The organism is Streptomyces sp. AN091965 (assembly GCF_022698285.1).
Taxonomy (GTDB): domain Bacteria; phylum Actinomycetota; class Actinomycetes; order Streptomycetales; family Streptomycetaceae; genus Streptomyces.
Genome location: NZ_JALDMY010000001.1, coordinates 6,583,176 through 6,597,734 on the forward strand (window position 1 = coordinate 6,583,176; position 14,559 = coordinate 6,597,734).

Below are 14,559 nucleotides of genomic sequence, written 5' to 3' on the forward strand. Positions count from 1 at the left end.
CCGGAGTCGGGCGACTACGGTGCGTTCCTACGAGGCTGTGGCTCGGACGAAGCCACATCCGACGGGGCGCCCTCCGCGGGCTCCCGCGCGCCGGGTGCGGGGTGCGGGGTGCGGGGTGCGGGGCTCAGCCCTTCACCGCGCCGCCCAGGGCGAAGCCTCCTCCCAGGCGCCGGGCGATCAGGACGTACAGCAGGATCACCGGCGTCGAGTAGATGAGCGAGAACGCCGCGAGCTGGCCGTAGACGATGGCGCCCTTGCTGCCGAAGAAGTCGTTGATGCTGACCGCCGCGGGCATCTGGTCGGGGGAGAGCAGCAGCATGAACGGGACGAAGAAGTTGCCCCACATCAGGACGAAGGAGAAGACGGTCACGACGGCGACGCCCGGCCCCATCAGGGGCAGCACGATGCGGATCAGGGACTGCAGCGGCGAGGCGCCGTCCGTCCAGGCGGCCTCCTCCAGCTCCTTGGGCACGCCGTCCATGAAGTTCTTCATCAGCCAGATGGCGAACGGCAGTTGGGACGCGGCGAAGAAGAAGATCGTGCCCTGGAGGGTGTCGATGAGGTCGACGCGGACGAACAGCGCGTACACCGGGACCATGATTGCGGTGATGGGCAGGCTCGTCGCGAACAGGATGGTCAGCATGAACGGCCGGTTGAGGCGGGAGGAGTAGCGCGACAGGGGGTAGGCCGCGAGGGCGGCGCTCACCACCGTCAGGAGCGTGCCGCCGCCGCACAGCAGCAGGCTGTTCAGCATCGGCGTGAAGGTGATCTCGTCGGTGAGGACGGCGTCGAAGTTGTCGAGCGTGAAGCCGTCCGGGCTCTTCACGCCCACGTCGGCCTTGGGGTCGACGGCGGAGAGCAGCACCCAGGCGAGCGGCACGGCGAAGGCCGCCGCCACCGTCAGCAGACCGATGTCGGCGGCGAGGCGGCGGCTGCGGGCGCGGCGTGCGGACATCAGACCTCCGTGCGCAGCAGGCGCATGTAGACCAGGGAGAACAGGGACCCCACGAGGAGCAGCAGCAGGGCCACCGCCGTGCCGTACCCGATCATGCTCTTCTGGAAGGCCTGCTCGTACATGAACAGCGGCAGCGTCTGGCTGCGGTTGCCGGGGCCGCCGCGCGTCATCACCCAGATCAGCCCGAAGACGGACAGCGTCTGGAGGGTGTTGAGCATCAGGTTCGTGCCGATGGAGCGGCGGATCATCGGCAGCGTGATGTGCCACATCCGGCGCCAGCCGCCCGCGCCGTCGACCTCCGCGGCCTCGGTGACCTCGCGTGGGATCTCGCTCAGCGCCGCCGAGTAGACCAGCATCGAGAAGGCCGTGCCGCGCCACATGTTGGCGAACGACACCGCCAGGATCGGCAGGGTGAACAGCCAGTTCTGGGACGGCAGATGAAGGACGTCGAGGACCGCGTTGAGGGTGCCGTCGCGGCGGAAGAAGGCGTACAGGAGGAAGCCCGCGACGACCTCGGGCAGCACCCACGCCGTGACGACGACGGCCCCCGTGACGGTGCGCACCGGCTTGGAGGCCCGCCGCATCAGGACGGCGAGCGCCAGGCCGAGGGTGTTCTGGCCGAGGACCGAGGACAGGAACGTGAAGACGAGCGTCAGCCACACCGCGTTGAGGAAGTCCTCGTCGCCGAAGGCGGTGCGGAAGTTCTCGAAGCCGACGAAGCTCTCGTGCGCCTGGCCGGTCAGCTGGAGGTCGGTGAAGGCGATGTACGCGCAGTAGCCGATGGGGCCCGCGAGGAACAGCGCCATCAGGACGACTGCGGGCGAGACCGGCAGGGCGCGGCCCAGGGAGCGGGCGAGGCGCCGGCGGTGCGGCGGGGCCTCGCGCGCGGCCGTCGCCAGGGCCTTCACCTCTCGATCACCTTGCCGTCCGTGGCCGACCTGACCTCGTCGTCGTAGCCGCTCGCTGCGTCCTCCACGGAGTCGTCACCGGTGGTGACCTTCTCCATGGCCTCCTGCATCGCCGTGGAGACCTTCGGGTACGCGGGGTAGGCGGGCCGGTAGTGGGTGGCGGCGACCAGGTCGGTGAAGAAGCGGATGCCGGGCTGCGCCTTCACGTACTCGGGGTCCTGCGCGACGTCCTCGCGTACGGAGATCCCGGAGTTGGCGATGTACCACCGCTTCGCGTTCTCCTTCGTCTGCATCGTCTCGATGAACTGGAACGCCAGGTCGGGGTTGTCCGCCTTCGCCGGGACGGCCCAGGTCCAGCCGCCGGACATGCTGACCTTGCCGGGCGCCTGCCCTCCTTGCGTGGGCATGGCCGCGAGGCCCAACTCCTTCGACCACTCGGGCCATTCGTGCCCGGAGCCCTTCAGCCAGTCCTGCGGCAGCCAGGAGCCGTCGAGGTTGATGGCGAGCTTGCCCTTGGGCAGGAACTCGCCGCGCACGCGCGTGGCCATGTTCGGGTCGAGCGCGTCCTCGACGTCCGGGCCGAGCTTCTCCTTGTACACGGTCTCGACGAACGTGAGGGCGTCCTTGAAGCCCTTGCTGCCCACGACCCACTTCTTCGCCTTCGGGTCGTACACCGGGTCCTTGCCCGTCCCGTACAGGAGCATTTCCAGCCCCTGCATGGAGGAGGTCTCGCCGCCGGGCTTGCCGGTGTACACGTTCAGCGGGACGACGCCGGGCACCTTCTCCTTGACGGTGCGGGCGGCGTCCAGGACCTCGTCCCAGTTCTTCGGCCGCCAGTCCTGCGGCAGGCCCGCCTTCTTGAAGATGTCCCTGCTGAACCACAGCCCGCGCGTGTCCGTCCCGTCCGGCACGCCGTACGTCTTGCCGTCCTCCGCCCGCGCCGCGGCCTTGGCCGTGTCGATGAACTTCGGCCACTCCTTCCACTTCTCCAGATACGGGTCGAGGGGTCTCAAGTACCCGCTGGTGATGTCGGAGTTGATGAGGAAGGTGTCCTCGTAGACGAGGTCGGGCGCGGTCTTCGGGGAGCGCAGCATCTGCTGCACCTTCGTGTAGTACTCGGCGTCCGGCGCCTTGATCGGCACCAGCTTCACCTTCTTGCCCGGATGCGCCTTCTCGAACTGCTTCTTCATGGCCTCCAGGTAGTCGTCCATCACCCGGATCTGGTTGTCCATGGACTGCTTGTACGACACCTTCACGGTGTCCGGGTCGTCACCGGAGCCGCCGCCGCACGCGGTGAGGGCACCGGCGGCCAGGACGGTCGCGAGGAGGAGAGGAGCGGAAGCGGTGGGGCGCACGGGCACGACCTCCTACGGTCCGGCGCGGCCGCACTGCCTGCCGCGCACGGCCGCCGCCCGGTGAACGTAAGCGCTTGCTGGAAGCAAGGTCAATGCCCGTGCAGCGGCGTGGCGGGCCCGTGTGCGGCGCCCGGGCCCCTCAGGACGGCTGCAGCCAGCGGTAGACCAGTTCCGGGCGGCCCACCTGGCCGTACTGGGGGTTGCGGGCCGCGCGGCCCGTGTCGACCAGGTGCTCCAGGTAGCGGCGGGCCGTGATGCGGGAGAGGCCCGTGAGGTCGGCGGCGGCCGCGGCGGTCAGGCCCTCGGGCGGGGCGTCGCGCAGGGTGCGGGTGACGCGCTCCAGAGTGGGCCCGCTGAGGCCCTTGGGCAGGGTGGCGGGCGCCGGGGCGCGCAGCGTCGCGAGGGCGCGGTCGACCTCGTCCTGCCCGGTGGCCTCGCCCGCCGCGCTGCGGAACTCGGCGTAGCGGGTGAGCCGGTCGCGCAGGGTGGCGAAGGTGAAGGGCTTCAGGACGTACTGGATGACGCCGAGGGAGACGCCTTCGCGGACGACGGTCAGGTCGCGGGCGGAGGTGACGGCGATGACGTCCGCCTTGTGCCCGGCGGCGCGCAGGCTGCGGGCCAGGGCCAGGCCGTGGCCGTCGGGCAGGTTCAGGTCGAGGAGGATCAGGTCGACGGGCCCCCGGTCGAGCGCGCGGCGCGCCTCGGCGGCGGTGTGGGCGGTCGCGGTGGCCTCGAAGCCCGGCACCCGGTTGACGTACAGGACGTGGGCGTCGGCGGCGACGGGGTCGTCCTCGACGACGAGGACGCGGATGGGGGCGGGCGCGGGCTCGGTCATCTCTGGGCCCCTTCCGAGGCGGCGTCGGAGTGCGGCCCGGCTTCGGGAAGCGGCCCGGCTTCAGGGCGCGCGGCCGTGCGGCCCGGTGGCGAGGTGAGCGGCAGCGTCGCCGTGAACTCCGCGCCGCCCGCGGGGGATTCCGCCACCGTGAGCGTCCCGCCGTTGCGCGTGGCCGCCTGGTGGGCCAGGGAGAGGCCGAGGCCCCGGCCGTCGGGCGACTTGGTGGACCAGCCCCGGGTGAAGACGGCCTCGCGGTGGGCCTCGGGGATGCCGGGGCCGGTGTCCGCGACGCGGAGCAGCAGGGTGTCGGGCCGGGCGAGGACGGTCACCGTGACGCGGGCGGACGGGGAGCCCTGCGCCGCGTCGACGGCGTTGTCGATGAGGTTGCCGAGGATGGTGACGAGGTCGCGCGCGGCGGGCGTGCGCGGCAGCTCGCCGTCGTCGACGCTGGTGTCGTCCGAGATGACCAGCTCGACGCCGCGCTCGTTGGCCTGGGCGGCCTTGCCGAGGAGCAGCGCCGCGAGCACCGGCTCGTTGACGGCCGCGACGACCTGGTCGGTGAGGGCCTGGGCCAGCTCCAGCTCGGCCGTGGCGAACTCCACCGCCTCGTCGGCGCGGCCCAGTTCGATCAGGGACACCACGGTGTGCAGCCGGTTCGCGGCCTCGTGGGCCTGGGAGCGCAGCGCGCGGGTGAAGCCGCGCTCGGAGGTCAGCTCGCCGGTGAGGGCCTGGAGCTCGGTGTGGTCGCGGAGGGTGACCACGGTGCCCTTGCGGTCGCCGCCGGAGACCGGCGAGGTGTTCACGACGAGGACGCGGTCCGCCGTCAGATGCACCTCGTCCACGCGCGGCGCCGCGTCGAGCAGCGCACCGGTGAGCGGCGCGGGCAGGCCCAGGTCGGTGACGTAGGCGCCGACGACGCCCTCGTCCGCGCCGAGCAGCTCGCGCGCGGCGTCGTTGATGAGCGCCACGCGCCGCCGCCCGTCGAGCATGAGCAGGCCCTCGCGCACGGCGTGCAGGGCGGCCTCGTGGTAGTCGTGCATGCGGCTCAGCTCGGCCGCGTTCATCCCGTGGGTGCTGCGGCGAAGGCGCGCGTTGATGACGTACGTACCGACGGCGCCGAGCACCAGGGCCGCGGCCGCGACGCCGACCAGCGCCACGAGCTGGCCGCGCGCCTTCGCGGTGATCTCGTCGATGGTGATGCCCGCGCTGACCAGGCCGACGATCCGGCCGCCGTCGTGGATGGGCGTGACCACGCGCACGGAGGCCCCGAGGGTGCCGGTGTACGTCTCGGTGAAGGTCTGCCCGCGCAGCGCCTCCGCCGTGTGGCCGAGGAAGCGCTGCCCGATGCGGGCCGGGTCGGGGTGGGTCCAGCGGATGCCGCGCCGGTCCATGATCGTCACGAAGGCGACACCCGTGTCCCGCTGGACCTTCGACGCGTACGGCTGGAGCGCGCGGGACGGGTCCTCCCCGCGGATCGCCTCGCGCACGGACGGCGCGTCCGCGACCGCGCGCGCCGCCGCCGTGGCCTGGCGCCGGGCCGCCTCCTCCGCCTGGTGCCGGTCACTGAGGTACGTGAACAGGGCGCAGCCCGCGACCACCACCGCCACCAGGACCACCTGCATGGCGAAGAGCTGACCGGCGAGGCTGCGCGGGGCGCGCGGAGCCCGCGGTCGGCGGGGCGGTCGGGAGGCCTGGGGCATGGTGCAAGTCTGCCTCGCCGCACGCGCCTGACCTAAAGGAATGTCCACGAGGAACGTTCATGAGGACATAAGGAACGGCGGCGCGAACTCAATGAACGCAAGGGTGACCGCCCTCACACTCCGGGAGATAGTCACCCGGAATCGCCAGGACGTGAGCCGCACGACTCGCGAGGACACAGTGGTCGTAGTCGCCCAAGGAGGCAACCGTGGCAGAGGACAGGACGGCGGCGGGCGCCGCCGGGACCGGAGCGGCACCACCCGCGGCGGGGACGGGCACCCCGCCCGCGCCCCGCGCGAAGCGGGACCGCACCCACTACCTCTACATCGCCGTCATCGCGGCCGTGCTCATCGGCATCGCGGTCGGTTTCGCCGCGCCGGACTTCGCCAAGGAGCTCAAGCCCCTGGGCACCGGCTTCGTGAACCTGATCAAGATGATGATCTCGCCGATCATCTTCTGCACGATCGTGCTCGGAGTGGGCTCGGTCCGCCAGGCCGCGAAGGTCGGCAAGGTCGGCGGGCTCGCGCTCGCCTACTTCGTGGCCATGTCCGTGGTCGCCCTGGCCATCGGCCTGCTCGTCGGCAACATCCTGCACCCCGGCTCCGGCATGGACCTGACCTCGTCGGACAAGGCCGCGGGCCACGACGCGGCCGACGAGGCGGACAAGGGCCTCGTCGACTTCGCGCTCGGCATCATCCCGAAGACGATGGTCTCCGCCTTCACCCAGGGCGAGGTCCTCCAGACGCTGCTCGTCGCGCTCCTCGTCGGCTTCGCCCTCCAGGCCATGGGCCGCACGGGCGAGCCGATCCTCCGCGGCGTGGGGCACATCCAGAAGCTGGTCTTCCGCATCCTCGGCATGATCATGTGGGCCGCGCCCATCGGCGCGTTCGGCGCGATGGCCGCCGTCATCGGCGAGACCGGCACGGACGCGCTCAAGGCGCTGGCCACCATCATGATCGGCTTCTACGTCACCTGCGCGCTCTTCATCGTGCTCGTGCTCGGCACGCTGCTGCGCCTGGTCACCGGGGTCAACCTCTTCAAGCTGCTGAGGTATCTGGGCCGGGAGTTCCTGCTCATCCTCTCCACGTCGTCCTCGGAGTCCGCGCTGCCGCGGCTCATCGCGAAGATGGAGCACCTGGGCGTGAGCCGCCCCGTCGTCGGCATCACCGTGCCGACCGGCTACTCCTTCAACCTCGACGGCACGATGATCTATCTGACCATGGCCTCGCTCTTCATCGCCGACGCGATGGACCAGCCGCTGGGCGTCGGGGAGCAGATCTCGCTTCTGCTGTTCATGATGATCGCGTCCAAGGGCGCCGCGGGCGTCTCCGGCTCCGGCATCGCCGTCCTCGCCAGCGGCCTCCAGTCCCACAAGCCCGGCCTCGTCGACGGCGTCGGCCTCATCATCGGCGTCGACCGCTTCATGAGCGAGGCCCGAGCGCTGACCAACTTCGCGGGCAACGCGGTGGCCACGCTCCTCATCGGTACGTGGACCAAGGAGGTCGACCGGGAGCGGGTCGCCCTCGTCCTCGACGGCAAGCTGCCCTTCGACGAGCGCACGCTGGTCGACGACGAACACGGGGCGCCTCCGGCGGCGGAGGCCGTGCCCGAGCAGGTGCCGCTGGAGAAGGCGCCGGTGCAGGCCTAGCCCCCGCGGCAGTCCCCCCAGGTGATGCGCGCCAGCCCCCGGACCCCGGCGGTCCGGGGGCTGGCGATACGACTTCAGAGGAGCTGACCACCCTCATGCGTACCGCTCTCCCGGACCGAGTGCTCGGCGTCTGCGGCCACTGGACCACCGCCCCGATACCCGTGGGCGAGGTCCGCTGCCGAGGCGGCGGCTGGTGCACGCAGTACGTGTGCCCCGACTGCGTGCACACCGCCCACTACCGCCTGGGCCCGCAGTGGGACGACCTCCCGGCCCGGCTGCACCGCCCGCGCTCACCCCACGCCGGGGGCGAGCCCCGCTAGGAATGCCTTCCAGGCGGGACGCCCGAGCAGCAGGGCGGGGCCTTGGGGGTTCTTGGAGTCGCGTATGCCGACCTGGCCGGTGAGGTCGGCGACCTCTATGCAGTTGTTGCCGGTGCCGCCGCTGTACGACGACTTGAACCAGGTGCTCCTGCGATGCGTGGTCATCGGCCTACAGCTCTCTGTCTAGTCGGTGCACGAATTCGGCGGTGTCCTCCGGCGGCAAGGCCGAGGCGACCATGGCGTCGAACCGACGGGTGAAGCGGTCCACCTCGCGTGGCTTGTCCGAGGTGGAGACGGCTCCCCAGGCGTTGTCGATCTGTACTCGCGGGGGCAGCTGTTCGCCGAGTTGAAGGAGTGCGAAGTCGCTCGCGGATCGATAGCCCGTTCGGAACGGCAGCACTTGAATCGTGACATGGCTCCAAGCCGCCAGCTCAGCGATTTTCGCGTACTGCTCGCGCATGACGTCGGCGCCTCCGACGGGGTAGCGCAGGGCGGCCTCGCCGAGGACCACGTGGAGCCGGACGGGGTTCTCGCGGGTCAGGATCTCCTGGCGCTTCATCCGCAACGCCACACTGCTCCGGATGAGTTCGGAGGTGGTCTCCTCAATGGGCTTCTCTACCTCGTGAATGGCCCGTGCATAGCCTTCCGTTTGCAAGAGCCCGTAGACGAGCGTGGGGTGGTACGCCTTCATGCTGCGGGCCTCGGGTTCCAGGCCGACGAAGCCGGGCATTCCCGCGGGCATGAGCCCGCGGTACTGGGTCAGCCAATCCTGCCGGGACGACTCACGGTTGAGACTGATCAGTGCCTCGATGACGTCCTCATCGGTGACGCCGTACTTGTCGAGGAGCTTGCGCAGGTCGCCCACATTGCGGAAGTTCAGATCACCGTTCTCGATGCGTTGCAGGGATGCCTCGGAGATGCGCAGTCCCTGAGCCGCCTGTCTGCGAGTGAAGCCGCCTCCTCGGTCTCCTAGTCCACAGTTCTCGCGCAATTGCCTCAGCTGTAGCCCGAGTTCCAGCCGCTGAACGGTGCGCCCGCGCTTCGCTGCCATGTGCACCACCTGTGTGCTGCCGTACGTGTCATGTGGCTTCGCGTGCAGAGTGTGGCAGGACGTATACGTGGCGCGCATCCGTTTGTGCGGAACCAGGCATAGTCCAATTCGCGGCCCGCTGATTAATCAGGCGGCTTTCGATTGAAGTCGAACGCGCAAGCTCGGGACCGTAGCTCCATGACAAACCCCACGGAACTTCCACCCCCACCGTCGGCCCAGCTGACGCACGCCTGGTCCACTAGCTACCCCATGACCCCGGCGGCCGCAGCCCTCGCCCGAAAGGGTGCGCGGCGGCGGCTTGCCGCATGGCAATGGCGGGGCGACGCCGACGACGCCGTACTCGTCGTCTCCGAACTGGTCGCCAACGCCGCCCGGCACGGGCGCGTCACGGGTCACCACCTGTGGCTGCGGCTCGCCGTCACGGCGAACGGCGGCCTGCTCGTCGACGTGTCGGACCCGGTGACGGACTTCCCCGGCTTCGACGGCGGAGCCCCTGCGGCGCCGCAGGGAGAGGGCGGCCGTGGCCTGCTCGTCGTACGCCAACTTGCCCAGAAGGTGGGCTGGTTCCCGCGCCCGGGGCAGGGCAAGACAGTCCGCGCGCTGCTGCCGCCCACCAGATAGAACGTTCGTTCCAGCGGGAAGTTGTCACCTTCGGTCTGCCCAAGGCCGCCGAGTCCTTGCGGAAGCGTTCGACACGCGGTGGCCGTCTTCTGGCCCCGGCGGCAGGAGTCAGTCGGCCTGTGCCGAGGCCAGCTCGTTCACCAGGGCCGTGGCCTCCTTGAGGGGTAGGCCCGCCGCTGTCAGGAACGTGATCGGGGCGGCGCGGCCCGCCTCGGCCGAGTCGATCGCGCCGTCGTTCACCGCCTCCATCAGGCCGAAGACGATGCTCTCCAGGACGTAGACCAGGGCGCGCGGCGGCACCGTGGTGGTGAACCGGCCCTCGTCCAGGGCGCGTTGGAACATCGCGGCGCCCGCCGCGTTCATGGGGGCCAGGCGTTCGCGGATGCCGTCCATGGTCACCGCGCGCTGGGCCAGCGAGAGCAGCAGGCGGTAGCGGTCGGTGACGCGCCAGACGCCGAGCATCGCGGCGGCGACGGCGCGGGCCGGGTCGTCGGCGTTCGCGTAGGCGGCGGAGTGCGCGGCCATCACCGCTTCGACGGCCTCGTCGAGGAGGGCGGTGACCAGCGCGTCGCGGCTCGGGAAGTGGCCGTAGACCGTGCGGCGCACCACCCCGGCGCCCCGGGCGATCTGGTCCATGGACGCGTCGGGGTCGCGGGTCAGCTCGGCGTGGGCGACGTCGAGGATGCGGCGGCGGTTGGCGTCGGCGCGGGCCGCGGCGGCGCTCGCGGCCCCGGCGGACCCGCCGCGCGGCGGCGTCGGCTTCGTACGGCTCATGGCGCCATTGTGCCGCCGATCCACGTACTTGCACACCGCTGTGCAAGAAGGCTGCCCGTCCACTACATTGCACAGTGGAGTGCAAATGCACAGTGGTGTGCAAGCTCCTGTGTTCCGCGTACCCGTACGACGTACTCCGAGAGGGACCCCGATGCCTTTGTTGATCAATGAGCCGGTGGAGCGGATGGACCGGCCCTACGCCCGCCGCTGGTGGGCGCTGCTCGTCCTGTGTCTGAGCCTGCTGATCGCCGTCATGGCGAACACCGCGCTGACGGTGGCGGCGCCCGACATGACCCGCGACCTCGACCTCAGCAGCTCCGACCTGCAATGGGTCATCGACGCGTACACCGTTCCGTACGCCGCCCTGATGCTGCTCTTCGGTGCCATCGGCGACAAGTACAGCCGGCGTGGCGCGCTCGTGCTCGGGCTGCTCGTGCTCAGCGCGGGCGCGGCGGCGGGCGCGCTCGCCGACAGCTCGACGGCCGTCATCGTCGCCCGCGGCGTGATGGGCGTGGGCGCGGCGATGATCATGCCCGCGACGCTCTCGCTGCTCGCCTCGACGTTCCCGCGCGAGGAGCGGGCCAAGGCGATCACACTCTGGGCGGCCACCTCCGGCATCGCCATCGCCGCGGGCCCGCTGATCGCGGGCGTGCTCCTGCGGGACTACGGCTGGGCGTCGACCTTCCTCATCGACGTCCCCGTGGCGGCCGTCGCGATCGCCGGGGCCTTCGTCCTCGTACCGCCGTCGAAGTCCTCGGCGGCGGGGCGCATCGACTACGTGGGCGGGCTCCTTTCCGTCGTCTGGATCGGCGCGCTCATCTACATGATCATCGAGGGGCCCGGCTTCGGCTGGGGCGCCGGTGCCGTCAGCGCCGCCGTGGTCGCCGCCGTCGGGCTCGTCGTCTTCGTCGGCTGGGAGCTGCGCCACCCGCGCCCCGTCCTGGACGTCCGCAAGTTCGCCCGGCGCGGCTTCAGCGGCTCCAACCTCGCCGTGGCCCTGTTCTTCGTGGCCGCCTTCGGCGCCTTCTACTTCCTCACCCAGCACCTCCAGTTCGTCCTGGAGTACGACCCGCTGGAGACGGGCGTGCGCATGCTGCCGCTCGCGGGCGCGGTCTTCGTCGGCTCCGCGCTCACCGGCTTCCTCACGCCGAGGCTCGGCGCGAAGGTGATGGTCACCGCGGGCATGGTCGGCGGCACCACGGCCATGGCCCTGCTCACGGCCACCGACGCGGCCTCCACGTACGGGGACTTCGTGCTGCCCCTGATCGTGCTCGGCCTGTCGATGGGGCTCGCGGTCTCGCCCTGCACGGACGCCATCATGGGCGCCTTCCCCGAGTCGGAGCTCGGCGTCGGCGGCGCCGTCAACGACACCTCGCTCGAACTGGGCGGCTCCCTCGGCATCGCCGTCCTCGGCTCGGTCCTCGGCACCTCGTACGCCGACGCCCTCGCCGACGAGACGGCGGGCAGCAAGCTCCCGGCGTCCGCCCTGGCGCAGGCCCAGGACTCCGTCGGCGCGGGCGGCGGCGTCGCCCAGGCGATCGGGCAGCAGGCGCGGCGCCTCGGCGAGCAGGCCGCGGGCACGAGCTCCCCGCGGAAGGCCGCCGAACTGAAGGCCCAGGCCGCCGAACTCGCCCAGGGGGCCGAGCAGATGAAGCACGCCGTGGGCACCTCGTTCTCCGACGCGGTGGCCCACACCAGCCTGATCGGCGCGGTCGTCCTCGGCGTCGGCACGCTGATCGTGGCCGTCCTCCTGCCGAGGAAGCGCCAGACGCCCAAGGAGCCCGCACGCGACGCGGCCGCGACCGCGCCCGACACCGCGAAGGAACCCGTGTCACAGCCCTGACACCGGGGCCGCGCGACCTCGTCGAACCGGTGGCCCGGCGATCAGCGCCTTGCCATCATGCTGACCCATGGAAACGGGAAGGCCCGGTCCCGCGGGCATCCGCCTGCTGCTCGGCGGCGGCGTCGTGGTCCTGCTCGCGGGCTGCGTCTGGGCGGGCCTGTCCGTGGCCCGCGGAGGGCTCCAACCCCAGGACGTCTCCGGGGTGTTGGGGCTTCCCGTCGGCATCCTGGGCATCCTCGTCGGCGCGGCCGTCAGCCTCAGCGCGCTCCGCCTCCAGCAGGCGACGGACGCCCGCGCCGCCGCGCTCGACTCCCTCGCCGGGGCGGTGCGCGAGATCGAGGTCGCCGAGCGCGCGCACATGCTCGGCGGCGGCGCCCACCTGATCGACCTGCGCGTCGAGGTGACACCCCGGCAGGGCGGCGCCGAACCGCCGGGGCCGCAGCGGCTCTCCGACGTGGCGGCCTGGTACTGCGCCGCGCCGGGCCGCCTGGTCGTCACCGGGGCGCCCGGCGCGGGGAAGACGGTCTTCGCCGTGCACCTCGTGGTCCGGCTGCTCGCCGCGCGCGGGCCCGCCGACGCGGTGCCCGTGCGGCTGGCCATCGGGGACCTGCCCGCACCGCGCAGCCGCCGGCGCTGGTGGGGCCGCTGGCGGACCGTGGGCGGCTTCGAACGCTGGCTGACGGACAGCCTGGTGAAGGTGTACGGCCTGCGCGAGCGCACCGCCGCGGACCTCGTCGCGCGCCGCCTCGTCATCCCCGTACTCGACGGTCTCGACGAGATGGACGCGGACGTCACCGGGCCGGAGCCGGGCCGCGCGCAGCGGGCCCTGGACGAGCTGAACGCCTACGAGTCCGTGGACGGCAGCGCGCCCGTCGTGCTGACCTGCCGCGCCCAGCGCTACACGGAGCTGTCCGAGCGCTACGCCTGGCTGCGGCAGTCGGCGCTGCTGCGCATCGCGGGCGTCGACGTCGACGAGGCCCGCTCCTACGTCGAGAAGCGGTCCGACGGCCGGGGCTCGCCGCTGGACGCGCTGCTCGACGGCGCGGGCGAGGCCGTGGCCCAGTCGCTCAGCTCGCCCTTCTACCTGGGGCTCGCGTACGCCGTGTACGGGGAGGCCGCCCAGGGCCAGGCCCAGCCCCTGGCGCACCTCGCGACGGCGGACGAGGTCCGCGAGCACCTCCTGGCCCACTACATCCCGGCGGCCACGCGGGCCGCGAACGCGGCGGCGCGCCAGGCCCGGCAGCGGGTCGTCGCGACGGAGTCGCCCTGGGGCCGTCAGGCGGAGTACGAGCCCGCCCGCGTGCACCAGTGGCTGCACCACATGGCCGGGGAGGAAGGGAAGCTCTCGTCGATCGGCGAGGCGCTCGGGGTGGCGTCGGCGCGGGTGCTCGGGGGCGCGGTCATGACGCTGGTGCTCGGGGCGGCGCTCGTGTGGGGGCGGTCCGCGGAAGGGCTCTTCCCCGCCCGCTGGTGGGACCACGTGCACGGCGTCGTGGCGTCCACGGTGGTGGCCGGGGTGGTGGGAGCGCTCGCCGGAGCCCTGTTCGTGGCGGCGGTGACCGACGCGCTGACCTTCGCACCGCCGGAGCGGGTGCGCGGCTCCCGCCTGAGCCTGGGCCGACGTCTTTGGCAGTTCACCGCGCTGTGGGGGGAGATAGCGTCCTGGGCCCTCCTGCTGCCGGTCCTGCTCGTCGTCGGTGCCGCGAGCCCGGTCGCGGGCTGGCTGGCGTGGGTCCCCGAGCCCACGTCGTACGTGGCGGGCGCCGCCGCCTGCTTCGGCGCCTGCCTGGCCCTCGCGGGGAGCGAGAACACGGTCGCCCACACGGACGGCGGGAGCCTCGCGGGGTGCGTGCTGCTGCCCTCGATGGCCTGGGCGATGGGGTTGATGACGGAAGAGGTCCACACCCTGCCGGTGCTCATGGTCTCCTTCATCGGCTTCTGGACCGTCGGAGCCTTCCTGGTGGACTCGACCGGCGCCACGGGCTTCGCCCTCGCAACGGGGGTCGGCATGTACCTGGTGGCGACGGTGCCCGAGAGCATCGGGCCCGGCGGCGGGCCGTGGGGCGGCGCCGCGGTGGGGTTCGTCGCCTACTACGTCTTCGGCTGTCTGTTCCTCGGGTCGGGCTCGGCGGCGCGGACCTGGCGCGGGGTGCGGCGCGCCGGGCGCGTGCTGCGGCTGCCCGGGTGGCTCGCCATGGTGGTCGTCCCGTACGCGGTGGGCGTGGCGGGGGAGGGCCTCCTCGGGTTCGCCGGTGTCGTCGGCGTGGCCGTGATCTGGGTGGCGGTGAGCGCGGGCGTTCTGCTCGACGTCCTGCTGCTGTGGCTCGCCGCTGCGCTCCTGGGCCGCGTCCCGCCACGCACCGACGCCTTCACCACCTGGGCGTACCACGCCGGACTCCTGCGCATCGTCGGCGGCGACTACCAGTTCCGCCACAGCGAGCTGCACGCGTGGCTGGTACGCAACCCCCGCGCCCTCCGCCCCTGAAATCGCGTTGACGGCGGCGAACGGGCGCGGCCACGCTGAGCATCACCGGGCCGCCCGACCAGCGGC

General features: G+C 71.9%; 13 protein-coding genes. 5 read left to right on the forward strand and 8 right to left on the reverse strand.

The window, feature by feature from the left end; all coding sequences use genetic code 11:
• Positions 1-124: 124 nt before the first annotated feature.
• From MQV74_RS28190 to MQV74_RS28210, 5 genes are all read right to left on the reverse strand, one after another.
• Complete coding sequence (locus MQV74_RS28190) at positions 125-955, reverse strand: carbohydrate ABC transporter permease (protein ID WP_242723550.1); 831 nt, start codon at positions 953-955, stop codon at positions 125-127.
• A complete protein-coding gene (locus MQV74_RS28195) occupies positions 955-1,761 on the reverse strand; it encodes a carbohydrate ABC transporter permease (protein ID WP_242729205.1) in 807 nt (268 codons plus the stop codon). The genes MQV74_RS28190 and MQV74_RS28195 overlap by 1 nt, the downstream gene beginning before the upstream one ends.
• Positions 1,762-1,859: 98 nt before the next feature.
• On the reverse strand, positions 1,860-3,224 hold the full coding sequence (locus tag MQV74_RS28200; RefSeq protein WP_242723631.1) for an extracellular solute-binding protein: 1,365 nt from the start codon (positions 3,222-3,224) through the stop codon (positions 1,860-1,862).
• 133 nt (positions 3,225-3,357) lie between these two features.
• On the reverse strand, positions 3,358-4,053 hold the full coding sequence (locus tag MQV74_RS28205; protein ID WP_242723633.1) for a response regulator: 696 nt from the start codon (positions 4,051-4,053) through the stop codon (positions 3,358-3,360).
• Positions 4,050-5,753, reverse strand: coding sequence for a sensor histidine kinase (locus MQV74_RS28210; RefSeq protein WP_242723650.1), 1,704 nt, complete (start codon positions 5,751-5,753; stop codon positions 4,050-4,052). Before MQV74_RS28210 ends, MQV74_RS28205 begins: the two co-directional genes overlap by 4 nt.
• Positions 5,754-5,959: 206 nt before the next feature.
• Between MQV74_RS28210 and MQV74_RS28215 the strand changes: the two genes are divergently transcribed.
• Both MQV74_RS28215 and MQV74_RS28220 read left to right on the forward strand, forming a co-directional pair.
• Entirely contained in the window at positions 5,960-7,399 is a 1,440-nt protein-coding gene (locus MQV74_RS28215) for a cation:dicarboxylate symporter family transporter (RefSeq protein ID WP_374120707.1), read from the forward strand.
• A gap of 95 nt (positions 7,400-7,494) precedes the next feature.
• Positions 7,495-7,719 carry a hypothetical protein gene (locus tag MQV74_RS28220; protein ID WP_242723653.1) on the forward strand — a complete coding sequence of 75 codons (225 nt, stop codon included), beginning with the start codon at positions 7,495-7,497 and terminating at the stop codon, positions 7,717-7,719.
• Here the strand turns inward: MQV74_RS28220 and MQV74_RS28225 are convergent.
• The gene (locus MQV74_RS28225; RefSeq protein WP_242723669.1) at positions 7,690-7,884 is read right to left on the reverse strand and encodes a DUF397 domain-containing protein; all 195 of its coding nucleotides are present in this window, start codon (positions 7,882-7,884) and stop codon (positions 7,690-7,692) included. The two genes, MQV74_RS28220 and MQV74_RS28225, sit on opposite strands and share 30 nt — an antisense overlap.
• Before the next feature lie 4 nt (positions 7,885-7,888).
• Complete coding sequence (locus MQV74_RS28230; RefSeq protein WP_242723694.1) at positions 7,889-8,770, reverse strand: helix-turn-helix domain-containing protein; 882 nt, start codon at positions 8,768-8,770, stop codon at positions 7,889-7,891.
• Positions 8,771-8,947: 177 nt separating this feature from the next.
• On the opposite strand from MQV74_RS28230, the gene MQV74_RS28235 reads away from it, so the two are divergent.
• Entirely contained in the window at positions 8,948-9,391 is a 444-nt protein-coding gene (locus MQV74_RS28235; RefSeq protein ID WP_242723696.1) for an ATP-binding protein, read from the forward strand.
• A 108-nt stretch (positions 9,392-9,499) separates the two neighbouring features.
• Here MQV74_RS28235 and MQV74_RS28240 read toward each other — a convergent pair whose 3' ends face one another.
• Positions 9,500-10,165, reverse strand: coding sequence for a TetR/AcrR family transcriptional regulator (locus tag MQV74_RS28240; RefSeq protein WP_242723708.1), 666 nt, complete (start codon positions 10,163-10,165; stop codon positions 9,500-9,502).
• A gap of 151 nt (positions 10,166-10,316) precedes the next feature.
• Between MQV74_RS28240 and MQV74_RS28245 the strand changes: the two genes are divergently transcribed.
• Positions 10,317-12,008, forward strand: a complete 1,692-nt coding sequence (locus MQV74_RS28245; RefSeq protein WP_242723711.1) for an MFS transporter — start codon at positions 10,317-10,319, stop codon at positions 12,006-12,008.
• Between the two features lie 67 nt (positions 12,009-12,075).
• The gene (locus MQV74_RS28250) at positions 12,076-14,493 is read left to right on the forward strand and encodes an NACHT domain-containing protein (RefSeq protein ID WP_242723714.1); all 2,418 of its coding nucleotides are present in this window, start codon (positions 12,076-12,078) and stop codon (positions 14,491-14,493) included.
• Positions 14,494-14,559 lie beyond the last annotated feature (66 nt).

Excerpts from the sequence above, each read along its gene's own strand:
- MQV74_RS28190 (WP_242723550.1), bottom strand. The coding sequence starts at position 955 with ATGTCCGCACGCCGCGCCCGCAGCCGCCGCCTCGCCGCCGACATCGGT.
- MQV74_RS28195 (WP_242729205.1), bottom strand. The coding sequence starts at position 1,761 with ATGGCGCTGTTCCTCGCGGGCCCCATCGGCTACTGCGCGTACATCGCC.
- MQV74_RS28205 (WP_242723633.1), bottom strand. The coding sequence starts at position 4,053 with ATGACCGAGCCCGCGCCCGCCCCCATCCGCGTCCTCGTCGTCGAGGAC.
- MQV74_RS28210 (WP_242723650.1), bottom strand. The coding sequence starts at position 5,753 with ATGCCCCAGGCCTCCCGACCGCCCCGCCGACCGCGGGCTCCGCGCGCC.
- MQV74_RS28220 (WP_242723653.1), top strand. The coding sequence starts at position 7,495 with ATGCGTACCGCTCTCCCGGACCGAGTGCTCGGCGTCTGCGGCCACTGG.
- MQV74_RS28225 (WP_242723669.1), bottom strand. The coding sequence starts at position 7,884 with ATGACCACGCATCGCAGGAGCACCTGGTTCAAGTCGTCGTACAGCGGC.
- MQV74_RS28230 (WP_242723694.1), bottom strand. The coding sequence starts at position 8,770 with ATGGCAGCGAAGCGCGGGCGCACCGTTCAGCGGCTGGAACTCGGGCTA.
- MQV74_RS28235 (WP_242723696.1), top strand. The coding sequence starts at position 8,948 with ATGACAAACCCCACGGAACTTCCACCCCCACCGTCGGCCCAGCTGACG.
- MQV74_RS28240 (WP_242723708.1), bottom strand. The coding sequence starts at position 10,165 with ATGAGCCGTACGAAGCCGACGCCGCCGCGCGGCGGGTCCGCCGGGGCC.
- MQV74_RS28245 (WP_242723711.1), top strand. The coding sequence starts at position 10,317 with ATGCCTTTGTTGATCAATGAGCCGGTGGAGCGGATGGACCGGCCCTAC.
- MQV74_RS28250 (WP_242723714.1), top strand. The coding sequence starts at position 12,076 with ATGGAAACGGGAAGGCCCGGTCCCGCGGGCATCCGCCTGCTGCTCGGC.